The following is a 24,036-nucleotide window of genomic DNA, read 5'->3' on the forward strand; positions in this document are numbered from 1 at the left end:
TTCTCCCGATCACATCCGGAACACGCCGAAGCGGCTCGGTTCGATAGGCGCGTTCAACGACGCGGACAAGGCCAGGGCCAGCACATCGCGGGTCTGCGCCGGGTCAATGACGCCGTCGTCCCACAACCGGGCGCTGGAGTAGTAGGGATGACCCTGCTCTTCGTACTGGTCGAGAATCGGTTTTTTGATCTCGCTTTCCTGTTCGGCGCTGAAGGCCTGGCCGCTGCGTTCGGCCTGCTCGCGCTTGACCTGGACCAGCACGCCGGCTGCCTGTTCGGCGCCCATCACGCCGATTCGCGCGTTCGGCCACATCCACAGGAAACGCGGATCGTAGGCTCGCCCGCACATGCCGTAGTTACCGGCGCCAAAGCTGCCGCCGATGATCACGGTGAATTTCGGCACCTTGGCGCACGCCACGGCGGTCACCAGTTTCGCGCCGTGCTTGGCAATGCCACCGGCCTCGTATTTCTGGCCAACCATGAAGCCTGTGATGTTCTGCAGGAACAGCAGCGGGATGCCGCGCTGGCAGGCCAGTTCGATGAAGTGCGCGCCTTTTTGCGCGGCTTCGGCGAACAGGATGCCGTTGTTGGCGAGGATCGCGATCGGGTAGCCGTGCAGATGGGCGAAGCCGCACACCAGCGTGGTGCCGAACAAGGCTTTGAATTCATCGAACACCGAACCGTCGACCAGGCGCGCAATCACTTCGCGCACATCGAACGGCTGCTTGGCGTCCGCCGACACCACACCGTACAACTCGTCGCTGGCGTACAGCGGCGCAATCGGCGCGCGCTGCTGCACTTCGCCGAGCTTGCGCCAGTTGAGGTTGGCGACACTGCGGCGGGCGAGGGCGAGGGCGTGCTCATCGCTTTCGGCGTAATGGTCGGCGACCCCGGAGATCTTGCAATGCACGTCGGCCCCGCCGAGGTCTTCGGCGCTGACCACTTCACCGGTCGCAGCTTTCACCAAGGGCGGGCCAGCGAGGAAAATCGTCGCCTGATTGCGTACCATGATCGCTTCGTCAGCCATCGCCGGCACATAAGCGCCACCGGCGGTGCAGGAGCCCATGACCACGGCAATCTGCGGAATGCCCATGGCGCTCATGTTGGCCTGGTTGAAGAAGATCCGCCCGAAATGCTCACGATCCGGGAACACCTCATCCTGACGCGGCAGGTTGGCGCCGCCCGAGTCCACCAGATAGATGCATGGCAGGCGGTTCTGTTGGGCGATGGTCTGGGCGCGCAGGTGTTTCTTCACGGTCAGCGGGTAGTACGAGCCGCCTTTCACGGTCGCGTCGTTGGCGACGATCATGCACTCGACGCCTTCCACGCGGCCGATCCCGGCAATCACGCCAGCGGCCGGCACGTCTTCGCCATAAACGGCGTGGGCGGCCAACTGGCTGATTTCCAGAAACGGCGAGCCCGGATCGAGCAAGCGGTTGATCCGTTCACGGGGCAGCAGTTTGCCGCGCGAGGTGTGCCGTTCCTGAGCTTTCGCGCCACCGCCCTGTGCCACTTGGGCGAGCAGGGTGTGCAGGGCGTCGACCTGTTCGAGCATCGCCGCGCTGTTGGCAGCGAACTCCGCTGAACGAGGGTTGAGCTGGGTATGCAGGATAGCCATGGACAGCTCCGGTTAGCGGGTTTCGTTGAACAGTTCGCGACCGATCAGCATGCGACGGATCTCACTGGTGCCAGCACCGATTTCGTACAGCTTGGCGTCACGCAGCAGACGGCCGGCCGGGAATTCGTTGATGTAACCGTTACCGCCGAGAATCTGGATTGCGTCGAGGGCCATTTGCGTGGCGCGCTCGGCGGTGTAGAGGATCACGCCGGCGGCGTCCTTGCGCGTGGTTTCGTTGCGCTCGCAGGCCTGGGCCACGGCGTAGAGGTAGGCGCGGCTGGCGTTGAGCTGGGTGTACATGTCGGCGACTTTGCCCTGGATCAGCTGGAATTCGCCGATGCTCTGGCCGAACTGTTTGCGGTCGTGGATGTACGGCACGATCAGGTCCATGCACGACTGCATGATTCCGGTCGGGCCACCGGACAGCACGACGCGCTCGTAATCGAGGCCGCTCATCAGCACTTTCACACCGCCGTTGAGCACGCCGAGGATGTTTTCTTCCGGCACTTCGACGTCATCGAAGAACAGTTCGCAGGTGTTGGAGCCGCGCATGCCGAGCTTGTCGAACTTGTTGCTGCGGCTGAAGCCTTTCCAGTCGCGCTCGACGATGAACGCGGTGATGCCATGCGGGCCTTTTTCCAGGTCGGTCTTGGCGTAGATCACGTAGGTGTTGGCGTCGGGGCCGTTGGTGATCCAGGTCTTGCTGCCGTTGAGCACGAAACGGTCGCCGCGTTTATCGGCGCGCAGTTTCATCGAGACCACGTCGGAACCGGCATTCGGTTCGCTCATCGCGAGTGCGCCGACGTGTTCGCCGCTGATCAGTTTTGGCAGGTATTTGGATTTCTGTTCGTGGTTGCCGTTGCGGTTGATCTGGTTCACGCAGAGGTTGGAGTGGGCGCCGTAGGACAACGCCACGGAAGCCGAGCCACGGCTGATTTCTTCCATCGCCACGACGTGCGCCAGGTAACCCAGGCCCGCGCCGCCGTACTCTTCCGGCACGGTGATACCCAGCAGGCCCATGTCGCCGAACTTGCGCCACAGATCGGCCGGGAACAGGTTGTCGCTGTCGATCTGCGCGGCGCGCGGGGCGATCTCCTTGGCGACAAAGGACTGAACCTGATCGCGCAGCATGTCGATGGTTTCGCCGAGGGCAAAGTTCAGGGATGGGTAGCTCATGGGTCACCTTTTGGCTTTTTTGTAGGGTAGGGAGAAGGGCGTTTCAGTTCTCACCTTTACGTTAACGTAAGCCTGTGACGAATGGCTGTCAATCACCCTTTACGTTAACGTCAACTTGAGCGAGAGTAGGGCCAGTTCTGAACGGTCGGAGCTGATATGGCTCCGGTCCAACACCCACTAATAAAGACAATAGGGGTCGTCATGGATCAACCCAGTGCAAACCCGCAACGCAGCTATACCCGTGGTTCCCAGGACAAAGCCTTGCTGGCGATGACCATCGGGCAGAAGTTCGACGAGACCGTCGCGCAGTACCCGGACGGCGAGGCGCTGGTGGTGCGCCATCAGCAGCTGCGTTACACCTGGCGGCAACTGGCCGACGCTGTGGACGTGCATGCCAGAGCGTTGCTGGCGTTGGGTTTGCAGGCCGGCGACCGGCTCGGCATCTGGGCGCCGAACTGCGCGCAGTGGTGCATCACTCAATTCGCCACTGCGAAAATCGGCGTGATTCTGGTCAACATCAACCCGGCCTACCGCAGTTCCGAATTGGAATACGTACTCAAGCAATCCGGCTGCCAATGGCTGGTCTGCGCCGGCGCCTTCAAATCTTCGAACTATCACGGCATGCTGCAAGGCTTGCTCCCGGAACTGGCCGAGCAATCCATCGGCGAACTGCACAGCGAGCGCCTGCCGGAACTGCGCGGGTTGATCAGCCTCGATCCGCAGCCGCCTTCGGGTTTTCTCCCGTGGTCGCAACTGGCAGATCTGGCCGCCAGTGTCTCTCCAGAACAATTGCGTGAACGCCGCGACAGCCTGCACTTCGATCAACCGGTCAACATCCAGTACACCTCCGGCACCACCGGCTTCCCCAAGGGCGCGACCCTCAGTCACTACAACATCCTCAACAACGGTTACATGGTCGGCGAAAGCCTCGGCCTGACCGCTGCCGATCGCCTGGTGATCCCGGTGCCGCTGTATCACTGCTTCGGCATGGTCATGGGCAACCTCGGCTGCATCACCCACGGCAGCACCATGATTTATCCGAACGATGCCTTCGATCCTCTGCTGACCCTGAACACCGTCGCCGAAGAAAAGGCCACGGGGCTGTACGGCGTACCAACCATGTTCATCGCCATGCTCGATCAGCCGCAACGCGCCGAATTCGACCTGTCGACCCTGCGCACCGGGATCATGGCCGGCGCGACTTGTCCGATCGAAGTGATGCGCCGGGTCATCAACGAAATGCACATGAGCGAAGTGCAGATCGCCTACGGCATGACCGAAACCAGCCCCGTGTCCCTGCAGACCGGGCCATCCGACGAACTGGAACTGCGCGTCACCACCGTCGGCCGCACCCAGCCACAACTCGAAAGCAAAATCATCGACGAGGCCGGCAACCCGGTTCCACGCGGCACCATCGGCGAGCTGTGCACCCGCGGCTACAGTGTGATGCTCGGCTACTGGAACAACCCGCAGGCCACCGCCGAAGCCATCGACGCGGCGGGCTGGATGCACACCGGCGACCTGGCGAGCATGAACGACGAGGGTTACGTGTGCATCGCCGGCCGTAACAAAGACATGATCATCCGTGGCGGCGAGAACATTTACCCGCGCGAACTGGAAGAGTTCTTCTTCACCCACCCGGCGGTGGCGGACGTGCAGGTGATCGGCATTCCTTGCTCGCGTTACGGCGAGGAAATCGTCGCCTGGATCAAATTCCACCCCGGCCACAGCGCCACCGAACAAGAGCTGCAAGCGTGGTGCAAGGAACGCATCGCCCACTTCAAGACGCCGCGTCATTTCAAGTTCGTCGAGGAGTTTCCGATGACGGTGACGGGCAAGATCCAGAAATTCCGGATGCGCGAGATCAGTATCGAGGAGTTGCGTAGCAACGAGGGCTGACGGTGGGATCTGTGGGGGCGTTGCTCCCACAGCGTCCTGCGGGGTTTCGGAAGGCCAGACAGCACAAAGGGGAGCCGAAGCTCCCCTTTAATTTTGTCGTCGCGTGCTCTTTTTTATTATTGAGGGGCGGTCTGTTGTTGTTTTTGGCAACCGTGGCCCTTTACCGCTGTTTTTGGCGACCCCCATCCGGGGTCAAGAGCAAACGTATTTTTTTGAGCGCTGATCTGCTTTCTCGTCTAGCGATCCAACCGATTCGGGAGCTACCTGAAGGTAGTTTTATTGTTCTCTGCCCGGTTGCGGGTCATTCCGAGGAACACCCTGAAAAGCACACCTTCTCCAAAAAAATCTGTTAGCTGCGTCTCTGCCGTGTTGTTTTTGTTATGTCAGAGTCGGTACGTCTTATTTTTATTGGTTTGCTGCTTTTTATTCTTGTTATGCCATAGAGATAGCAGAAGCCGTGCCAACTTTTAAAAACCCTTGTAAATCAATGGCTTGAGATTTTTGAAGGATTTTTCCTTCAGGCAAAACCAGACAGTTTGTTTCCGTGTTACTCGCCTATGCCCACGTTTCGGACACAGCGGTAACACCTTCGCCCTCACTGTGCGCTACGGGCCCTGGCCACGCGCGAACCGGTCGGGCGACCCAGTACCGCGCTGATCTGCTGGCCGGCGGCAATCAAGGCGTCGAGGTCGATACCGGTCTCGATGCCCAGGCCGTTGAGCAGGTACACCACGTCTTCGGTGGCGACGTTACCGCTGGCGCCCTTGGCGTACGGGCAGCCGCCGAGGCCTGCGATAGAGCTGTCGAACACCGCGATGCCTTCCAGCAGGCTGGCGTAGATGTTGGCCATGGCCTGGCCGTAGGTGTCGTGGAAGTGGCCGGCGAGTTTTTCTCGCGGTACCTGTTTCGATACCACTTCGAACAGACGGCGGGTGGCGCCAGCGGTGCCGGTGCCGATGGTGTCGCCCAGCGACACTTCATAGCAGCCCATCGCGTACAGCTCGCGGGCCACCATGGCCACTTGTTCCGGCGCGACCTCGCCTTCATAAGGGCAGCCCAGCACGCAGGACACGTAACCGCGCACGGTAACGCCGTGCTGTTTCGCCGATTCCATGATCGGTGCGAACCGCGCCAGGCTTTCGCTGATCGAGCAATTGATGTTGCGCTGCGAAAACGCTTCCGATGCAGCCGCAAACACCGCGACTTCCTTGACCCCGGCCGCCAGCGCGTCTTCAAAACCGCGCAGGTTCGGCGCCAGTGCGCCATAGGTCACGCCGGGCTTGCGCTGGATCTGCGCGAACACGTCGGCGGAACCGGCCATCTGCGGCACCCACTTGGGCGAGACGAAACTGCCGACTTCTATATAGCCGAGGCCGGCGGCGCTCAATGCGTCGACCAGTTGCACTTTGTCGGCAACGCTGATGGGCTGGGCTTCGTTCTGCAGACCGTCACGCGGGCCGACTTCGATCAGGCGTACTTGGGAGGGGAGGGACATGGCGTTGACCTGTTGTAATTATCGGGATGCTACTGCGCGACTTGCTGACTCTTGAGCGTCTGCTCCAGCGCCTGCACGCAGCGTTCTTCGGCGGTGTCGAGTTCCAGCTTCATCTGTTCGATGTCCAGCAATTGCTGCTCGAGCTGTTCCCGGCGCTCGCTGATTTTCGCCAGCATGCTGTTGAGTTGTTTGGTGTTACCGCTGGAAGGATCGTAGAGCTCGATCAGCTCGCGGCACTCGGCCAGCGAAAAGCCGATGCGTTTGCCCCGCAGGATCAGTTTCAGGCTGACCTTGTCGCGTGGCGAGTAGATGCGTTCCTGGCCTCGGCGCTCAGGGCTGAGCAGGCCTTGTTCTTCATAAAAGCGGATCGCCCGGGTGGTGATGTCCAGCTCGCGGGCGAGGTCGGAAATGCTGTAGGTCTGGCTGCTCATGAAAGCGCTCGAAAAAAGGTCTTGGCGCTAAGCTAATGGCAGGTTGACGTTTACGTCAAGTGGCGGGCGCCTGCAGCTTGTCGAGCTTCTTCTCGTGCGCCGTCACTTGCTGGCACAACTCGATCATCTGCTCGCGCATCCAGCGGTTGGCCGGGTCCTGATCGGTGCTTTCGTGCCAGTACAAATGGGTTTCCACCGGCGGCACATCATTGACCGGCAGATTGAACGCATGCAAGTCATGACGGCGGGCGAAACGCTCCGGCACGGTCATCACCATGTCGGTCTGCTGTAACACCTGGGACGCCATCAGGTAATGCTGCGAGCGCAGGGCGATCTTGCGCTGGATGCCCATTTTGCCCAGCGCTAGATCAACATGGCCCAGACCACTGCGACGGCTGGAAATATGAATGTGCGTCAGCGACAGGTAATCGTCGAGGGTGAATTTTTCCTTGGTCGCCAGCGGATGGCCTTTGCGCATCGCGCAGACGTAACGGTCTTCCATCAGCTTGACGTGACGCACCTGCGGGTCGGTGTTGAGCGGTGCATCCACCGCAAAGTCGAGACGCCCGGCGGCCAGTTCCTTGGTGGTTTCCCGGCGTTTGGACAGGAAACTTTCGATGATCACCGTCGGCGCCAGACGACGCAGGCGCTGGAACAGTGGCGGCAGAATCACCGCTTCGGTCAGGTCGGTCATGCTGATGCGGTAGGTCTTGACCGCTTGCGAGGGGTTGAAAATGCGGCTTTCCTGAACCGATACCCGCAACAGTGACAGCGCGTTGCGCACCGGGCCGATGATGTTCTGCGCCATGGGCGTCGGCACCATGCCTTGGGCGGTGCGCACGAAGAGCGGGTCGTTGAAAGTCTCGCGCAACCGCGCCAATGCGTTGGACACCGCCGGCTGGGTAATGCCGACAATCTGCCCGGCTCGGGTCAGGTTGGCTTCGGTGTAGATCGCGTCGAAGACGATGAAAAGGTTGAGGTCGACCTTGCTCAGATTCATTACGCGGCTCTCTTGTTATAGATGGATGGCACGGGTCAGGGCGGCCAGGAAAATCAACCAATCATATATCGGTGATGAATGTTTATACACGCCGAGAATAGGCTAGGTAAATTATCAACGCTGTTCTAGCATCGATTGCATGACTTAAACAACCTCTGCCACAGAAGGTAATTGCTCATGGATTTCGCTTATTCGCCCAAGGTTCAGGAACTGCGTGAGCGCGTGACCGCGTTCATGGACACTTACGTTTACCCGGCCGAAGCCGTGTTTGAACGGCAGGTTGCCGAGGGCGACCGCTGGCAGCCGACCGCAATCATGGAAGAGCTCAAGGCCAAGGCCAAGGCGGAAGGGCTGTGGAATTTGTTTCTGCCTGAGTCGGAACTGGGCGCCGGCCTGACCAACCTCGAATACGCGCCATTGGCGGAAATCATGGGCCGTTCGCTGCTCGGCCCCGAGCCGTTCAACTGCTCGGCGCCGGACACCGGCAACATGGAAGTGCTGGTGCGTTACGCCAACGAAGAACAGAAACAGCGCTGGCTCGAACCGCTGCTGCGCGGCGAGATCCGCTCGGCGTTCGCCATGACCGAGCCGGACGTCGCGTCCTCCGACGCCACTAACATGGCCGCCCGTGCCGTGCGCGATGGTGACGAGTGGGTGATCAACGGCAAGAAATGGTGGACCTCCGGCGCCTGCGATCCGCGCTGCAAGATCCTGATCTTCATGGGCCTGAGCAACCCCGACGCCCCGCGCCACGCCCAGCACTCGATGATCCTGGTGCCGGTCGACACCCCCGGCGTGAAGATCGTCCGCCCGTTGCCGGTGTTCGGTTACGACGACGCACCTCACGGCCACGCCGAAGTGCTGTTCGACAACGTGCGGGTGCCGTACGAAAACGTCCTGCTCGGTGAAGGACGCGGCTTCGAAATCGCTCAAGGTCGCCTTGGCCCTGGCCGGATTCACCACTGCATGCGTTCGATCGGCATGGCCGAGCGCGCGCTGGAACTGATGTGCAAACGTTCGGTGAGCCGCACCGCGTTCGGCAAACCGCTGGCGCGTCTGGGCGGTAACGTCGACAAGATCGCCGACTCGCGGATGGAGATCGACATGGCTCGCCTGCTGACCCTGAAAGCGGCGTACATGATGGACACCGTGGGCAACAAGGTCGCCAAGAGCGAGATCGCACAGATCAAGGTCGTCGCACCGAACGTCGCGTTGCGGGTGATCGACCGGGCGATCCAGATTCATGGCGGGGCAGGGGTGTCGAACGATTTCCCGCTGGCCTACATGTACGCCATGCAACGCACCCTGCGCCTGGCCGACGGCCCGGACGAAGTGCACCGCGCGGCGATCGGAAAGTTCGAGATCGGCAAGTATGTGCCGAAGGAAATGCTGCGTAGCGAGCGCTGATTCAGCGCCTGTTCGGTCCCACGCAAAACGTGGGATCGGACAGCGTCAGCTCAGTAAACCCACACCTCAACCCGCCGATTCTTGATCCTGCCTTCATCCCCGCTGTTGGTCGCCACCGGCATCAACGCGCCAAACCCGCGCACTTCGCGCAACACCACGCCGTTCTTCACCAGTTCCCGACGAACAGCCATCGCCCGCAGCTTCGACAGCAAATCCGCCCGGGCCGGGTCGTCCTTGGCATCGCCGAATCCCACGAGTGTTACCGCGCGGTCGGTCTTGTCGTGGTGCTTTATATAGTCGAACACCCGGGCCAGATCCTGGCGGGCCTTGTTGTCGAGGCTGGCGCTGCCTTCTTCAAAACGGAAATTCACCGTCAGACGCTGGGCATGCCGGCTGAGGGATTGATAACCCTCAGGCATCAGCGCATTCGGCGTGACCGAAATGGCGTGCACGGTCTGGGCGATAAAACCGTTGGCCGCGACAATCGCCTGGCCCTGGCGGCTTTGCGCAAAATCCACCAAGGCTGCGGCCCATGGATTTTGATTGTCGGGTGGCAAATAGAAGAACAGCCGGCGGGACAGCGGATAGTCTTCGGTGGCGATCAGGCTGGCCAGTGGCAGCATGGCCTGGGACTGCCCGTCGACGATGGCCACGGCCTTGGCCTGGCGCACATAGGGCAGGCCGATGAAACCGATGCCCTGCGGATCAGCGCTGACTGCATCGGACAATTGCTCGCTGGACTCGAAACGTTTCGCCGAACTGTTCAGAGTTTTCCCACGACGGCTGAGGACAAGTTCCTTGAACGTGTCGTAGGTGCCGGACTGATCATCCCGCGCATACAGATGAATCGTCCCTCCCTTGCCGCCTAGTTCTTCCCACGTCTTCGCCTCGCCGCTGAAGATCCGCGCCAGTTGCTCGGTGTTCAGTTGGTTCAGCGGATTGTCGGGGTGAAGGATGATCGCCAGGCCATCGATGGCGATGACCTGCTCGGCGCCGGGGCTTTTCAGATCGCCAAGCGAAACAAGGCTGGCGAGTTCGCTGTCCTTGATCGGGCGGGAAGAGGCGGCCAGATCGGCGCTGTTGTTTTTGAGCGCGGAGAAACCGGTGCTGGAACCATGGGCGGCGATTTCCACCACGACCCGTTTACCTTGAGCCGTGAGGCCGACGACCCGTTGCTCGTTGGCAGTGTCCGGGGTTTCGCTGTGGACTTTCACCAGTCCCTGTTCTTCCAGCAGGCCTTCAACCAGCGCCGGGCCGAGGGCCGCGCCGATGGTGTTGGAGCCCTGGATGCGCAATACCGGGCCGTTCTCGGGAATGGGCAATGCCGCGGCCGAAACCTGCAGCCAGGCACTCAGGAGAAAGACGAACAAAACGCGCAGGGTCATGCCGGCACCGAATGCAGCCAAGGGGATTGCCGGGGAGATTAAGTCAGGGACGTTTCTGAAAGATGACAGTGTTCAGGCTGTAGGAGCGAACTCCCACAGCCATTTGCGGTAATTGCGCTATCAGCTCAATTCAAGCCAGATCGGCGCATGATCCGAAGACTTTTCCATCCCGCGCAGTTCATAGTCGACACCGGCGGCTTTCACCCGTGGCAGCAAGCCATGGGACGCCAGAATCACGTCGATCCGCAGACCGCGCTTCGGCTCGTCTTCAAAGCCACGGCTGCGGTAGTCGAACCAGCTGAAGATATCGGCCACGTCCGGGTTCAGGTGACGGAAGCTGTCGGTCAGGCCCCAGTTTTTCAGGCGGACCATCCACTCGCGCTCTTCCGGCAGGAAGCTGCATTTGCCGGTTTTCAGCCAGCGCTTCATGTTGTCCGGGCCGATGCCGATGTCGCAGTCTTCCGGGGAAATGTTCACATCGCCCATCACCACCAGCGGCTGTTCATTGTTGAACTGGCTTTCCAGCAGCGTTTGCAGATCGCTGTAGAAGCGCTGTTTGGCCGGGAACTTGGTCGGATGGTCGCGGCTTTCGCCCTGTGGGAAATAGCCGTTCATGATCGTCACCGGCACGCCGTTGGCGTCGGCGAAAGTGCCCCAGATAAAGCGCCGTTGCGCGTCTTCTTCATCGGTGGCGAAGCCTTTGTGCACGGCAATCGGCTCCTGGCGCGACAGCAGGGCAACGCCGTAATGGCCTTTCTGACCGTGGAAATACACGTGATAACCCAGGGCCCGCACTTCTTCCAGCGGGAACTGGTCGTCGTGGACCTTGGTTTCCTGCAGGCCGATGACGTCCGGCTGATGCTTTTCGATCAGCGCCGCCAGCTGATGCGGGCGGGCCCGCAGTCCGTTGATGTTGAAGGAAACGATCTTCATGGTCGGCAGTCCTGGCAAAAGGGCGATGCTAGCTGACATGTAGGATCTGGGCCAGCGTGGCGGTAGTCCATATGCGCTGCTAATGTCTTTCGGGTGTGGGAACGATCCCTTCAGCCCAAGGCTCGTATAACAAGAACGGGGCCTGTTGAGTCCCGTCCAGGGAGAATCACCGTCATGCCTGAAACCTCGACCGCCATCGCCGACATCCACATGCTCGACCGCGGCTATTCCCGTGAAGCGCGATCCCTGCTGTATCAGGCTTACCGTCACGAGCCGACCTTCGCTTACCTGTTCGAGGCCGAACGCCCGGGTTACGAACAACGGGTGCGAGCCACGGTTCGGGAGCTGGTCAAACAGCATTTCCTGCAGGATCTGCCGGCCATCGGCCTGTTGGTCAATGATCGGTTGATCGGCATCGCCCTGATCGCGCCGCCGCAACGGCGTCTGGGCGTCACCGAGAGCTGGGCGTGGCGTTTGCGCATGGTGTTGAGCACCGGTTTCCGCTGCACCCGGCGTTATCTGGAATACCACGCCGCCGTTGAAGCCTGCGTGCCGACCGATTCGGTACACATGTTGCCGCTGCTCGGCGTGCATCCACAATTTCAGGGCAAACACTTCGGCGAACAGCTGCTGCAAGCGGTGCACAACTGGTGTGCAGTGGACGAAAGCTCCCAGGGTGTGATCCTTGATACCGGCAACCCGCGTTACCTGGAATTTTACAAACGTCAGGGTTATGAGGAGATCGGCGAAGTCGCCGTCGGACCGGTACGTGAGCACGTGTTTTTCCATGCCAATCCGCAGGTGTTACAAACTGCAACGGCATAACCATCGAACTTTTTCAGAAAAGTCTGGTTCTATCACGCTCCCAAGCACGTGATAGCATCCGCCCCTATGAAGTTTCCAGGAAGATTTACCAGTGGCGTGCTCATGCTGTTAACCAGCTGCGCGGCGCTGGCGCAAAGTGAATTGGATGTGCGGGTCAAACCGTCCAACGATGAACTCAAGGCCAATATAGAAGGCTATATCGGCAGCCTCGGCGATCGTGACGAAGAAGCCTTGCAGCGCTTCAGTCGCGGTGCCGAAGAGCAGGCGCGCAAGGCCGCCCAGGCTTTGGGCTACTACCAGCCGCAGATCGACAGCGAAGTGAAGGGCGGTGAAAAACCGCGCCTGGTGCTGAAAATCGATCCCGGCGAGCCGATTCGCCTGCGCAATGTCACCGTGCGCGTCGACGGAGCCGCTGCCGCCCTCAAATCCTTTCGTGTACCGAAGAGCGACGTGCTCAAGCCCGGCGCGGTGCTCAACCATGGCCGCTACGAAGACGCCAAGCGCCTGATCCAGAATCAGGCGTCGCGCTTCGGTTTCTTCAGTGGCCATTTCACCAGTCAGAAACTGATGGTCGATCCCCGCGCCGGAGTTGCCGACGTCGAATTGATCTACGAAAGCGGCCCGCGTTATGCGCTGGGCAAAGTCAGTTTTGAAGGCGACACACCGTTCGACGAAGACCTGCTCCAGCGCATGGTGCCGTTCAAACCGGGCGAGCCTTACGACTCCGAGCTGATCGCCGAACTCAATCGCGACCTGCAATCGAGCGGCTATTTCGAAGGCGTGCGGGTCGACGCGGCGCCGACCGCCGCCAAGGACGACGTGATCCCGGTCGCGGTCAAACTCGACACGCGCAAGCCGCGCACCATGGGCCTCGGTCTCGGTTACTCCACCGACGTCGGCCCGCGGATCAAGGCCAACTGGACCCGTCACTGGGTCAATCCGCAGGGCGACAGTTACGGCTGGGAGGCCGAGCTCTCGGCGCCTCGGCAGAACGTCGGTCTGTTCTACGACATTCCGCTGGACCCGCCGCTGACCGACAAACTGCGCTGGGCCGGTGGTTATCAGTACGAAGACATCGACGGCTCCGACACCCTGAGCAAACTGCTGACCTTCGGCCCGGAATGGCACAGCAAGCTGCCCAGCGGCTGGCAACGGGTGATTTCGCTGAAATGGCAGCGCGAGGAATACCAGCTTGGTGACGATTCGGGTCTGAGTACCTTGCTGATGCCCGGCATCAGTTACTCCTACCTGAAAAGCGACAATCGCATCGACCCGCACAACGGCTATCGCCTGACCTTCGAAAGCAAGGTGGCGAAAGAAGGCCTCGGCTCGGACAACAACCTGCTGTACGGCACGGCGCTGATCAAAGGCCTGACCACGGTGTTCGACAACCACCGATTCCTCGGGCGTGTCCAGGTCGGTGGCAGTGCCACCAACGGTTACAGCTCGGTGCCGCCCTCGCTGCGGTTCTTCGCCGGTGGCGACCAGAGTGTGCGCGGTTACGACTATCAGAGCCTGTCCCCGGAAAACTCCAAAGGCGACCGCATCGGTGGGCGCTACATGGTGGCCGGCAGCGTCGAGTATCAATACTCGATCGCCGAGAAGTGGCGGATCGCGACCTTTGTCGATCAGGGCAACTCTTTCAACAAACTCGAACTGCCGAACCTCAAGACCGGGGTCGGTATCGGTGTGCGCTGGGTCTCGCCGGTGGGGCCGATCCGCCTCGACCTGGCCCATGCGCTGGACGACGACGGCGGCATCCGGCTGCACTTTTCCATGGGGCCTGAGCTGTGAAGCGTGGTTTGAAAATTTCGGCGCTGGCGCTGTTGTCGCTGGTGCTGCTTATTGTATTGAGCATTGCCGCCGTGCTCGGCACCCAGGCTGGCAGCCGTTGGGTGCTGGGGCTGGTTCCGGGTTTGATTGTCGACAATTTCCAGGGTCGCCTCGGTGGACAGTGGAGCGCCGATCATTTGCTCTGGCAACAGGATGGCAGCCGCGTCGAGCTCAACAAGCCGATCTTCGAATGGTCGCCGCTGTGCCTGACACGCATGACGCTGTGCATCGAGCAGCTCAAGGCCGATCAGGTCATTTTGCAATTCCCGCCCGGCGAAGAAACCACCGAAAGCGGCCCGATCAAACTCCCGGACCTGCAATTGCCGGTGGCCATCGAGCTGGGTGACGTGCAAGTCGGCAGCCTGTTGTTCAACGGCAGCGAACAGCTCAAAGGCCTGCAACTGGCGGCGCACTGGACCGCCAAGGGCATGCAGATCGACAGCGTGAAACTGCAACGCGACGACCTGAGTCTGAATCTCTCCGGCCTGTTGCAACCGACCGGTAACTGGCCGTTGAACATCGCCGGTGATCTGACCCTGCCGTCGCCGGGAACCGGTCCATGGACGCTGGCACTCAAAGTCGACGGCGATCTGCTCAAGACCCTCAAACTGCACGCCGACAGCCGTGGCTACCTCGACGGCCAGTTGAGCGGCGAGCTGCAACCGCTGGCGGAAAACCTGCCGGCCAAGGTGCGCATCACCTCGGAGGCGTTCAAGCCGAGCGCCGACCTGCCGGACACTTTGCAACTCAATCAACTGGTATTGACCGGCGAAGGCGACCTGAAAAACGGTTACCAATTGCTCGGCAATGCGACGCTGCCTGCGGATAAAGGCCCGGTGGCGCTGTTGCTCAAGGGCAAGGTCGATACCAAGGGCGCACAGATCGCCGGCCTCGATCTGACCGCCAATGACAAACAAAGCCTCAAGCTCACCGGCAATGTCGACTGGAGCAAAGGCCTCAGCGCCCAGGCCAATATCAACTGGCAGGATTTCCCGTGGCATCGGCTCTATTCCGAGATCGACGAACCGCAAGTCGCCTTGCGCACGTTCACTGGCGAAGTCTCCTACACCGACGGCCAATACCTCGGTAACTTCGTCGCCGCACTGGATGGCCCGGCGGGGGCGTTCAGTCTGAGCAGCCCGTTCAGCGGCAACCTCAAGCAGATCTTCCTGCCGCAATTCAAACTCGAAGCGGGGCAGGGCAAGGCTGAAGGGCATGTGAACGTGCAGTTCGCCGACGGTATTGCCTGGGACACGGCGCTGGAACTGTCTGCGCTCAACCCGGCGTACTGGATGGCGGAATTGCCGGGCACACTGGCCGGGCCGCTGAAAAGCACGGGCGAAATGAAGAATGAACGCCTGAGCCTCAACGCTGACCTCGACCTCAAAGGCAAACTGCGCGGGCAACCCGCAGTGCTGCAAGCCAAGGCTGACGGCGCCGGCGAACAGTGGAATCTGAATGCCCTGCAAATCCGCCTCGGCGACAACAGCATCAACGGCAAGGGCAGCCTGCAACAGAAGCTCGCCGGGCAGATCGACATCAAGCTGCCGCGTCTGGCCCAGCTCTGGCCGCAGCTGCGCGGGCAGGTCAACGGTCGGGTCGATGTCGCGGGTACGCTGAAAGCCCCGCAAGGCAAGCTCGACCTGCAAGGCTCGCAACTGGTGTTCCAGGATAATCGCCTGCAAAGCCTCAACCTCGATGCCACCCTCGACAGCGCGCAGCGGGCGAAAATCGATCTGAAGGGCAGCGGCATCCAGGCCGGCGACACGAACCTGGGTGTGCTGACCGTCGGCGCTCAGGGCGATATCAAAAACCAGAAGCTCAACCTCGACCTGCTCGGGCCGAAGCTGAAACTTGCGCTGGGGCTGGACGGCAATCTGGACAAAGGCAACTGGCGCGGGCGTCTGGCCAGCGGTGACATTCAGGCCGGTGGTCAGGACTGGAAGCTGCAAAACCCGGCGAAACTCGAGCGTCTGGCCGATGGCAAGATCAACTTCGGCGCCCATTGCTGGATGTCCGGCAATGCCAGCCTGTGCGGCGAAGACCAGCGTTTGATGCCGGAGCCGAAGCTGCGTTACCACCTCAAGCAATTCCCGATCGAAAGCCTGGCGCAATGGCTGCCCAAGGATTTCGCCTGGCAGGGCAAGCTCAATGCCGACCTGCAACTGGACCTGCCGGCCAGCGGCCCGAACGGCCAGATCAGCGTCGATGCCAGCGGCGGCACCTTGCGCATGAAGGAAAAGGATCAGTGGCTGGACTTCCCGTATCAGACCCTCAAGCTGACCAGCAAACTGACGCCGAAACGCATCGACACTGATCTCAATTTCGTCGGCGGCAAACTCGGTGAACTGATGGTGCAGGCGCAGCTCAATCCGCTGCCGAAGAACAAACCGCTGAACGGCTCGTTCCGTCTCAGCGGGCTGGATTTGTCGGTGGCCCGGCCGTTCGTGCCGATGGTCGAGAAACTCACCGGGCGCCTGAATGGCAGCGGCACGATTTCCGGTGGGCTGCTCGCGCCGCTGGTCAACGGCACCGTGCAACTCAGTGACGGCGAAGTGTCCGGCCCGGAACTGCCGTTGCAGTTGCAGGATCTGCGACTGCAAGCGGTGATCGCCGGCGAATCGGTGCGCCTGGATGGCGGCTGGAAAAGCGGCAAGACCGGGCAAGGCAGCCTCAGCGGCAACGTCGCCTGGGGTCAGGCGCTGATGGTGGATCTGGCGCTCAAGGGCACGCAACTGCCGGTCACCGTCGAACCCTACGCCAAGCTTGAAGTGGCGCCGGACCTGAAGATTTCCATGGCCGGCGACGAGCTGGCGATTGCCGGCAAGGTGTTGGTGCCCCGAGGTGAAATCACCGTGCGCGAACTGCCGCCATCGACGGTGAAAGTCTCCGATGACACGATCATCGTCGGCGCGCAGACCGAAGAGGGCAAACCACCGATGGCCATGAAGATGGACATCGACGTGGTGGTCGGCGAGGACAAACTGAGCTTCGCCGGGTTCGGCCTGACCGCCAATCTGCAAGGTCACGTGCACATCGGCGACAACATGGACACCCGTGGCGAACTCTGGCTCAACGACGGTCGTTACCGCGCCTACGGCCAGCGCCTGACCGTACGTCGTGCGCGTCTGTTGTTTGCCGGGCCGATCGATCAGCCGTATCTCGACATCGAGGCGATTCGCCAGACCGACGACGTGATCGCCGGCATCCGCCTGAGCGGCAGCGCCGAGCAGCCGACCACGCAGATCTTCTCCGAGCCGGCGATGAGCCAGGAGCAGGCGTTGTCCTATCTGGTGCTGGGGCGTCCGCTGAGCAGCAACGGCGAAGACAACAATATGCTCGCGCAAGCGGCGCTGGGTCTGGGGCTGATGGGCAGTTCCGGCGTGACCAGCAACCTGGCCAAGGATCTGGGCATCCAGGATTTCCAGCTCGACACCCAGGGCAGCGGCAATACCACCAGCGTGGTGGCCAGCGGCAATATCTCGGAGAAGCTCAGCCTGCGTTACGGCGTCGGCGTGTTCGAGCCGGCCAACACCATTGCCTTGCGCTACAAGTTGAGCAAAAAGGTCTACCTCGAAGCCGCCAGCGGCGTGGCCAGTTCGCTGGACATCTTCTACAAGCGGGACTTCTAGGCCTCGCTCCCACAGAGCCGGATCGTGTCACCACGATCCGGCTTTTTTTTGATGTATTAGACTGACCTCAGCTTCAAGGCTGCAGATTGCGACTGCCCGAAACGTCCCGGGGGCGTCTATGGTCCGTTTGAGTATGGTCTTGCTCGGTAACGACTTTGTCCGCCGGCGCTGGTCAGCACTGGCGCTGACCGGTGTTGTCTGGGGCGCGGCCGGGGGGGCGATCTTCATCGATGCGCTGGACGGTGTCCTGTATTTCCCGCTGCATGTGTTCGGCTATCTGTTGTTGCTCGAAGCCTTGATCATCTTGCTGGTGCCGGCCCCGCAAACCGGCACGGCGGCGGCGTTGCGCAAGGCGCGGGGGCTGGCTTTTCTGCTGTTGGGGCTGCTGATCGTCGACCGGCAACATGCTGCCGGCCTGATTCTCGCGGTGCTGTTCGGTGCGGCTTTTCTGCTCGACGGCGGCTTTCGTTTGGCAGCAGCAGTAGTGGTGCGCTTCGTCGGTTGGCAAATGTCACTGCTGGCGGGGCTGTTCGAGATTGGTTTCGCGCTGTTCATCCTCGAACCGTACCCGACGCTTTACAAGGGGACGGTACCGTTCTGCATCGGCATGAGTATCTTTCTCTCGGGCTGCGCCTTGTTGCAGCAGGCCTTGCGGTTCAGGAACGGGCATACGCCGGTGGCACCTTCCCCGGTGTACGCACCGGCAAACGGTGGCGCGTTGGTGATCCATGTCTGGACGCCCAGCGGTACGGTTGACGACACCCTGGTGCGCAACCGGTTGCTCAACCGTTATATCGCGGCGGTCGATATCAACGGCGTTATCTCCGCCGGCCATGCGGCACTGGAATGTGGGCCGGATCTCTACATCAGCCATTATCCGCTGGACGACATTGATCGTTCGGCGGGGGATTTCGTACGGTTGCTGCGGGCCACGCCGAACAACGATGTTCCCGGCAGGTTTCTGCAGGACTATGCGAGCGAAGTTGCCGACTGGTGCCCGTCGTCGGTTCAGGTCAGTTTCGTGCATTACGACGCCGCACGGCTGCAGGCGTTCTGGGCGGACTATCGGCAGAACACCACCTACAACCTCACCAGTCGCAATTGCTCAAGTGCCGTCGCGCACAGCCTGGAAGCGGCACTGGAAGGTGCGATGAATCGCGGCCATTCGAGCATGCTGGATTTTGCCCGGGTCATCATCAGCCCCGAGTTCTGGGTCGCGGCCCAGGTGCGCAAGCGCGCCGAAGCCATGGCCTGGACGCCGGGGTTGGTGCTCGATTATGCGTTGGCATTGCATGCCGCCATCGAGCCGGCGCCCCCGGGCTGGCACGGCATTTACGCGGGAGCCCGACGCGCCTGCGGTTATATGGCGACCGCTTTGCGTGGACAGGAAGTCCATCCCCTTCAGCCACCCTCGATGAATCATCCCTCCGACAAATCCTGAGCGGCTTCATGCCGAGTCGCTGCCCGGCAGAAAAACCCAGTCCGCTGGTCAACTAATTACAAAGCAACCTAACTATTACGTTGACATTCGCTGCCTAGGCAGTAACATCTCGACATACATTCACTGCCTAGGCAGTTATTAGGTGCGCACATGAAGCATTTCACCCCGGACGAATTCAAGCATTGCCATCTCGGCCTGTTGCTCGGCCGTGCAGCCTTGCTCAAGGACAGGATCATCGACACCCACATGGAACCCCACGGCATCACCGCCGCGCAGTTCAAGGTGTTGATCATCATGGCCCAGTACGGCGTCGACACCCCGGCCGAGCTGTGCCGCCACCTGTCGCTGGACAGCGGTTCGATGACCCGCATGCTCGACCGTCTGGAGCAGAAAGACTTCCTGGTGCGCCAGCGCAGCGAAGGCGATCGCCGTCAGGTGCAGTTGAAGCTCACCGGGCAAGGTCAGGCGCTGGCCGATCGTCTGCCGCACATCGGTGCCGACGCCATGAACGAGTTGGCCGGCGGCATTACTCCGGACGAGTTGAAAACCCTGGAATACATCCTCAAGAAAATTTTGCTGGCGGCCGGTGACCCCATCACCATCCAGCGGTTAGGTGAACACAATGAGCGGTAAAACCTTGCGCAGCAGCCTGACACTGGTGCTGTCGGCGATGATCCTCGCCGGTTGCGCCAACTACAGTGGCCTCGATACCCATGGCAAAAACCTTGATGCGAAAGACCTCAAGGTCGGCCAGTCCCTCAACGGCGTGACACTGTCCCCGGCCGCGTGGCCGAAGAGCGACTGGTGGACCAGCCTCGGCGATCCGCAACTCGATGGTCTGATCCGCGAAGCCCTGCACGATAGCCCGGACATGCAGATCGCCGACGCCCGCGCCCATCAGGCCAGCGCCGCCGCGTATGCCGCCGATGCCGAGCGTTATCCGACCCTCGACGCCAGCGCCGGAATTACCCGTTCGCGCCTGGCCAAGGATCAGGACCCGCGAGGGCAGGGCGATGCCTACGCCACCGTGCGCAACATCAGCGCCGGCTTCAATTACAACTTCGACCTCTGGGGCGGTCAGCGTGACGCCTGGGAAGCCGCACTTGGTCAGGCTCGCGCGGCTGAAGTCGACCGTCAGGCGGCGCAGCTGACCCTCGCCGCCGACGTGGCCCGGGCCTACAGCGATCTGGGTCAGGCCCATATCGTTTATGACCTGGCCAACGAAGACCTCAAGCGCACCAAGCAGATGCTCGACCTGAGCCAGCGTCGTTTGAGCTCGGGGATCGACAGCCAGTACCAGTTCCAGCAGACCCAAAGCCTGGAAGCCAGCTCCGAAGCCAGCCTGATCGACGCCGAAAAGCGCCTGAACAGCGCGAAAATCGCCCTGGCGGTACTGCTCGGCAAAGGCCCGGATCGCGGCAACGAAATCGCCCGGCCGAAAGTCCTGCAGGCCAGTGCCGTTGCTGTTCCATCTGTTCTGCCCGCGGAACTGCTCGGTCGTCGCCCGGATCTGGTTGCCGCGCGCTGGCGTGTCGAGGCCGCGAGCAAGGACATCGACTCGGCCAAGACCCGCTTCTATCCCAACTTGAACCTGTCGGCCTCCGCTGGTGCCGAATCGTTATTGGGTGACGCGATGTTCGGTTCCGCCAGTCGCTTCTTCAACATCGCGCCGACCATTTCGCTGCCGATCTTCGACGGTGGCCGCTTGCGCGCCAACCTTGACGCTCGCGACGCCGATTACGACCTGGCCGTGGCGCAGTACAACAAAAGCCTGGTGAAAGCCCTGGGTGATGTCGGCGACACCATCAACCAGTTGCGTGACATCGGCCGGCAGATCGGCGCCCAGCAGCACGCGACCGAGATTGCCCAGGATTCTTACAACACCGTGGTCCAGCGTTACGGTTCCGGAATCGGCAACTACCTGGACGTGCTCAGCATCGAGCAGCAATTGCTGCAGGCCCAGCGTCAGCTGGCGACCCTGAATGCCGAGCAGATCGACCTGTCGATTCAACTGATGCAAGCGCTGGGTGGCGGCTTCCAGGGGCAGACCCTGACTGCCGCCAACGCCAGCCCAGCCACCACGCACAACTAATTCAAGGTATTTGTCATGGCCACTGCCGAAAACACTCAAGCTCAAGACAACACCCCCGACACCGGCAATCCGCGCAAACGCAAAGTGATGCTGCTGGTGCTGGCCGTCGTGGTTGCCCTCGCCGGTGCCGGCGTCTGGGCGTATCACGAATTCATCGGTCGCTGGAACGAAAGCACCGATGACGCCTACGTCAACGGCAACGTCGTGGAAATTACCCCGCTGGTCACCGGCACCGTGGTCAGCATCGGCGCCGACGATGGCGATCTGGTCCACGAAGGTCAGGTACTGGTCAACTTCGACCCGAACGACGCCGAAGTCGGCCTGCAAAGTGCCCAGGCCAAACTGGCGCGCACCGTGCGTCAGGTTCGCGGCTTGTACAGCAACGTCGACGGCATGAAAGCCCAGGTCAACGCGCAACAGGCGAACGTGCAGAAAGCCCAGGACAACTACAACCGTCGGAAAAACCTCGCCGCCGGCGGCGCGATTTCCCAGGAAGAGCTGTCCCACGCTCGTGATGACCTGACCTCGGCGCAAAACGCCCTGGCCAACGCCCAGCAACAACTGAAAACCACCAGCGCGCTGGTGGATGACACCGTGGTTTCGTCGCACCCGGACGTGATGTCGGCCGCAGCCGATCTGCGCCAGGCCTACCTGACCAACGCTCGCAGCACGCTGATCGCGCCGGTCACCGGTTACGTCGCCAAACGCACCGTGCAACTTGGTCAGCGTGTACAGCCGGGCACCGCGCTGATGGCGGTGATCCCGCTGGATCAACTGTGGATCGACGCCAACTTCAAGGAAACCCAGCTGCGTGACATGCGCATCGGCCAGCCGGTGGACATCGAATCCGACATCTACGGCAGCGACGTGAAATTCAGCGGCACCGTCGACAGCCTCGGGGCGGGCACCGGCAGCGCGTTCGCCCTGTTGCCGGCGCAGAACGCCACCGGTAACTGGATCAAGATCGTGCAGCGTGTACCGGTGCGGATTCACATCAACGCCGAAGAGCTGGCCAAGCATCCGCTGCGCGTCGGTCTGTCGACCAATGTCGAGGTCAACCTGCACGACCAGAGCGGCCCGGTACTGGCGCAGCAGCCGCCGCAACAGGCCTCGTTCAGCACCAGCGTCTACGACCGTCAGTTGGGCGAAGCCGACGCGATGATCGCGCAACTGATCCACGACAACAGCGCTGCAGTCAGCAAGACCGCGCAACGCTGATTCGCCAATCCCTTCGCTGCGCCCCGTAACGGGCGCGGCGCCCGTCTCCGCTCCAGAAAATTCGGCTCCAAAGGATTCGCGATGAGCAATAACGCCTCTTTTTCGCCGCCCAGCCTGTTGCTCAGCACCATCGGCCTGTCGCTGGCGACCTTCATGCAAGTGCTCGACACCACCATCGCCAACGTGGCGCTGCCGACTATCTCCGGCAACCTCGGTGTGAGTTCGGAGCAGGGCACCTGGGTCATCACCTCGTTCGCCGTGAGCAACGCCATTGCGCTGCCGCTTACCGGCTGGCTGAGCCGGCGTTTCGGCGAGGTGAAGCTGTTTCTCTGGGCCACCATGCTGTTCGTGCTGGCCTCGTTTCTCTGCGGTATTTCCACTTCGATGCCCGAGCTGATCGGCTTCCGGGTCCTGCAAGGGCTGGTGGCCGGGCCGCTGTACCCGATGACCCAGACGCTGCTGATCGCGGTGTATCCGCCCGCCAGGCGCGGCATGGCCCTGGCGTTACTGGCGATGGTCACGGTGGTGGCGCCGATTGCCGGCCCGATTCTCGGCGGCTGGATCACCGACAGTTACAGCTGGCCGTGGATCTTTTTCATCAACGTGCCGATCGGCGTTTTCGCGGTGATGGTGGTGCGTTCGCAACTGGCCAAGCGTCCGGTGGTCACCAGCCGTCAGCCGATGGACTACGTCGGGCTGATCACGCTGATCATCGGCGTCGGTGCGTTGCAGGTGATCCTCGACAAGGGCAATGACCTGGACTGGTTCGAGTCGAACTTCATCATCATCGGCGCGGCGATTTCGGTCATTGCCCTGGCGGTGTTCGTGATCTGGGAAATGACCGACCAGCATCCGGTGGTCAATCTGCGGCTGTTCGCCCACCGCAACTTCCGCATCGGCACGCTGGTGCTGGTTTTGGGTTACGCCGGGTTCTTCGGTATCAACCTGATCCTGCCGCAGTGGCTGCAGACCCAGATGGGTTACACCGCGACCTGGGCCGGTCTGGCGGTGGCGCCGATCGGCATTCTGCCGGTGGTGCTGTCACCGTTTGTCGGCAAGTACGCGCACAAGTTCGACCTGCGCCTGCTGGCCGGGCTGGCGTTCCTGGCGATCGGCCTGAGCTGCTTCATGCGTGCCGAGTTCACCAACGAGGTGGACTTCCAGCACATCGCCCTGGTGCAACTGTTCATGGGCATCGGTGTGGCGCTGTTCTTCATGCCGACCCTGAGCATCCTGATGTCGGACCTGCCGCCAAGCCAGATTGCTGACGGCGCCGGCCTGGCGACGTTCCTGCGGACACTGGGCGGCAGCTTTGCGGCGTCGCTGACCACCTGGATCTGGATTCGCCGGGCGGACCAGCATCATGCCTACATGAGTGAAAGCATCAGCACCTATGAGCCCGCGACCCGTGAGGCGTTGAATCAATTGGGCGGGGCGGGTAATCCGGCGTATGCGCAGCTCGATCATGTGCTGACGAGTCAGGCGTACATGCTTTCCACCGTGGATTACTTCACGCTGTTGGGGTGGGGGTTTATGGGGTTGATTCTGATTGTCTGGCTGGCCAAGCCGCCGTTTGCTGCGAAGGCAGGCCCTGCTGCGTCCGGGCACTAAGATCAAAAGCCCCTCACCCTAACCCTCTCCCGGGGGGAGAG

The 24,036-nt window shown here is 61.4% G+C and carries 17 protein-coding genes; 10 read left to right on the forward strand and 7 right to left on the reverse strand.

Annotated elements, in window-relative coordinates; translation table 11 throughout:
* Nucleotides 1-9: 9 nt before the first annotated feature.
* Both ACKLNA_RS01510 and ACKLNA_RS01515 read right to left on the reverse strand, forming a co-directional pair.
* Nucleotides 10-1,617, reverse strand: a complete 1,608-nt coding sequence (locus ACKLNA_RS01510) for a carboxyl transferase domain-containing protein (RefSeq protein ID WP_408984642.1) — start codon at nt 1,615-1,617, stop codon at nt 10-12.
* A gap of 12 nt (nt 1,618-1,629) precedes the next feature.
* Complete coding sequence (locus ACKLNA_RS01515) at nt 1,630-2,793, reverse strand: isovaleryl-CoA dehydrogenase (protein ID WP_085712435.1); 1,164 nt, start codon at nt 2,791-2,793, stop codon at nt 1,630-1,632.
* A 201-nt stretch (nt 2,794-2,994) separates the two neighbouring features.
* On the opposite strand from ACKLNA_RS01515, the gene ACKLNA_RS01520 reads away from it, so the two are divergent.
* Nucleotides 2,995-4,692 (forward strand): AMP-binding protein, encoded by a 1,698-nt coding sequence (locus tag ACKLNA_RS01520; RefSeq protein WP_408984643.1) that lies wholly within the window; start codon nt 2,995-2,997, stop codon nt 4,690-4,692.
* A 595-nt stretch (nt 4,693-5,287) separates the two neighbouring features.
* On the opposite strand, the gene ACKLNA_RS01525 is transcribed toward ACKLNA_RS01520, so the two are convergent.
* The 3 genes from ACKLNA_RS01525 to ACKLNA_RS01535 are packed head-to-tail and all read right to left on the reverse strand — an operon-like array spanning nt 5,288 to nt 7,618.
* On the reverse strand, nt 5,288-6,187 hold the full coding sequence (locus ACKLNA_RS01525; RefSeq protein ID WP_408984644.1) for a hydroxymethylglutaryl-CoA lyase: 900 nt from the start codon (nt 6,185-6,187) through the stop codon (nt 5,288-5,290).
* Nucleotides 6,188-6,216: 29 nt separating this feature from the next.
* Nucleotides 6,217-6,618: a MerR family DNA-binding transcriptional regulator gene (locus ACKLNA_RS01530; RefSeq protein WP_007951507.1), complete on the reverse strand. Its 402-nt coding sequence runs from the start codon at nt 6,616-6,618 to the stop codon at nt 6,217-6,219.
* Between the two features lie 55 nt (nt 6,619-6,673).
* Entirely contained in the window at nt 6,674-7,618 is a 945-nt protein-coding gene (locus ACKLNA_RS01535; RefSeq protein WP_011334997.1) for a LysR family transcriptional regulator, read from the reverse strand.
* Between the two features lie 177 nt (nt 7,619-7,795).
* Here ACKLNA_RS01535 and ACKLNA_RS01540 point away from each other — a divergent pair, with 177 nt between their 5' ends.
* Nucleotides 7,796-9,025 (forward strand): acyl-CoA dehydrogenase, encoded by a 1,230-nt coding sequence (locus ACKLNA_RS01540; protein ID WP_041075051.1) that lies wholly within the window; start codon nt 7,796-7,798, stop codon nt 9,023-9,025.
* Between the two features lie 50 nt (nt 9,026-9,075).
* On the opposite strand, the gene ACKLNA_RS01545 is transcribed toward ACKLNA_RS01540, so the two are convergent.
* Nucleotides 9,076-10,410 carry a substrate-binding domain-containing protein gene (locus ACKLNA_RS01545; protein WP_114886738.1) on the reverse strand — a complete coding sequence of 445 codons (1,335 nt, stop codon included), beginning with the start codon at nt 10,408-10,410 and terminating at the stop codon, nt 9,076-9,078.
* A gap of 120 nt (nt 10,411-10,530) precedes the next feature.
* Nucleotides 10,531-11,343 (reverse strand): exodeoxyribonuclease III, encoded by an 813-nt coding sequence (gene xthA, locus ACKLNA_RS01550; protein ID WP_408984645.1) that lies wholly within the window; start codon nt 11,341-11,343, stop codon nt 10,531-10,533.
* Between the two features lie 174 nt (nt 11,344-11,517).
* Here xthA and ACKLNA_RS01555 point away from each other — a divergent pair, with 174 nt between their 5' ends.
* From ACKLNA_RS01555 to ACKLNA_RS01590, 8 genes are all read left to right on the forward strand, one after another.
* On the forward strand, nt 11,518-12,168 hold the full coding sequence (locus ACKLNA_RS01555) for an N-acetyltransferase (RefSeq protein ID WP_085712429.1): 651 nt from the start codon (nt 11,518-11,520) through the stop codon (nt 12,166-12,168).
* Between the two features lie 66 nt (nt 12,169-12,234).
* The gene (locus ACKLNA_RS01560) at nt 12,235-13,962 is read left to right on the forward strand and encodes an autotransporter assembly complex protein TamA (RefSeq protein ID WP_408984646.1); all 1,728 of its coding nucleotides are present in this window, start codon (nt 12,235-12,237) and stop codon (nt 13,960-13,962) included.
* Nucleotides 13,959-17,633, forward strand: a complete 3,675-nt coding sequence (locus ACKLNA_RS01565) for a translocation/assembly module TamB domain-containing protein (protein ID WP_408984647.1) — start codon at nt 13,959-13,961, stop codon at nt 17,631-17,633. Before ACKLNA_RS01560 ends, ACKLNA_RS01565 begins: the two co-directional genes overlap by 4 nt.
* 118 nt (nt 17,634-17,751) lie before the next feature.
* Nucleotides 17,752-19,074 (forward strand): hypothetical protein, encoded by a 1,323-nt coding sequence (locus tag ACKLNA_RS01570; RefSeq protein WP_408984648.1) that lies wholly within the window; start codon nt 17,752-17,754, stop codon nt 19,072-19,074.
* A 150-nt stretch (nt 19,075-19,224) separates the two neighbouring features.
* Entirely contained in the window at nt 19,225-19,707 is a 483-nt protein-coding gene (locus ACKLNA_RS01575; RefSeq protein ID WP_085712425.1) for a MarR family winged helix-turn-helix transcriptional regulator, read from the forward strand.
* Nucleotides 19,697-21,166, forward strand: a complete 1,470-nt coding sequence (locus ACKLNA_RS01580) for an efflux transporter outer membrane subunit (RefSeq protein WP_114884062.1) — start codon at nt 19,697-19,699, stop codon at nt 21,164-21,166. Before ACKLNA_RS01575 ends, ACKLNA_RS01580 begins: the two co-directional genes overlap by 11 nt.
* Before the next feature lie 15 nt (nt 21,167-21,181).
* Nucleotides 21,182-22,384, forward strand: coding sequence for an efflux RND transporter periplasmic adaptor subunit (locus tag ACKLNA_RS01585; protein ID WP_085712423.1), 1,203 nt, complete (start codon nt 21,182-21,184; stop codon nt 22,382-22,384).
* 81 nt (nt 22,385-22,465) lie between these two features.
* Nucleotides 22,466-23,995 carry a DHA2 family efflux MFS transporter permease subunit gene (locus tag ACKLNA_RS01590; RefSeq protein WP_085712422.1) on the forward strand — a complete coding sequence of 510 codons (1,530 nt, stop codon included), beginning with the start codon at nt 22,466-22,468 and terminating at the stop codon, nt 23,993-23,995.
* The last annotated feature ends 41 nt before the right edge of the window (nt 23,996-24,036 follow it).

This window comes from Pseudomonas sp. UV AK001, from assembly GCF_046097675.1.
Taxonomy (GTDB): Bacteria; Pseudomonadota; Gammaproteobacteria; order Pseudomonadales; family Pseudomonadaceae; genus Aquipseudomonas; species Aquipseudomonas kribbensis.

What these genes read in the sequence shown, in the direction of transcription:
- ACKLNA_RS01510 (WP_408984642.1), bottom strand. Translation starts at nt 1,617, where the DNA reads ATGGCTATCCTGCATACCCAGCTCAACCCTCGTTCAGCGGAGTTCGCT.
- ACKLNA_RS01515 (WP_085712435.1), bottom strand. Translation starts at nt 2,793, where the DNA reads ATGAGCTACCCATCCCTGAACTTTGCCCTCGGCGAAACCATCGACATG.
- ACKLNA_RS01520 (WP_408984643.1), top strand. Translation starts at nt 2,995, where the DNA reads ATGGATCAACCCAGTGCAAACCCGCAACGCAGCTATACCCGTGGTTCC.
- ACKLNA_RS01525 (WP_408984644.1), bottom strand. Translation starts at nt 6,187, where the DNA reads ATGTCCCTCCCCTCCCAAGTACGCCTGATCGAAGTCGGCCCGCGTGAC.
- ACKLNA_RS01530 (WP_007951507.1), bottom strand. Translation starts at nt 6,618, where the DNA reads ATGAGCAGCCAGACCTACAGCATTTCCGACCTCGCCCGCGAGCTGGAC.
- ACKLNA_RS01535 (WP_011334997.1), bottom strand. Translation starts at nt 7,618, where the DNA reads ATGAATCTGAGCAAGGTCGACCTCAACCTTTTCATCGTCTTCGACGCG.
- ACKLNA_RS01540 (WP_041075051.1), top strand. Translation starts at nt 7,796, where the DNA reads ATGGATTTCGCTTATTCGCCCAAGGTTCAGGAACTGCGTGAGCGCGTG.
- ACKLNA_RS01545 (WP_114886738.1), bottom strand. Translation starts at nt 10,410, where the DNA reads ATGACCCTGCGCGTTTTGTTCGTCTTTCTCCTGAGTGCCTGGCTGCAG.
- xthA (WP_408984645.1), bottom strand. Translation starts at nt 11,343, where the DNA reads ATGAAGATCGTTTCCTTCAACATCAACGGACTGCGGGCCCGCCCGCAT.
- ACKLNA_RS01555 (WP_085712429.1), top strand. Translation starts at nt 11,518, where the DNA reads ATGCCTGAAACCTCGACCGCCATCGCCGACATCCACATGCTCGACCGC.
- ACKLNA_RS01560 (WP_408984646.1), top strand. Translation starts at nt 12,235, where the DNA reads ATGAAGTTTCCAGGAAGATTTACCAGTGGCGTGCTCATGCTGTTAACC.
- ACKLNA_RS01570 (WP_408984648.1), top strand. Translation starts at nt 17,752, where the DNA reads ATGGTCCGTTTGAGTATGGTCTTGCTCGGTAACGACTTTGTCCGCCGG.
- ACKLNA_RS01575 (WP_085712425.1), top strand. Translation starts at nt 19,225, where the DNA reads ATGAAGCATTTCACCCCGGACGAATTCAAGCATTGCCATCTCGGCCTG.
- ACKLNA_RS01580 (WP_114884062.1), top strand. Translation starts at nt 19,697, where the DNA reads ATGAGCGGTAAAACCTTGCGCAGCAGCCTGACACTGGTGCTGTCGGCG.
- ACKLNA_RS01585 (WP_085712423.1), top strand. Translation starts at nt 21,182, where the DNA reads ATGGCCACTGCCGAAAACACTCAAGCTCAAGACAACACCCCCGACACC.
- ACKLNA_RS01590 (WP_085712422.1), top strand. Translation starts at nt 22,466, where the DNA reads ATGAGCAATAACGCCTCTTTTTCGCCGCCCAGCCTGTTGCTCAGCACC.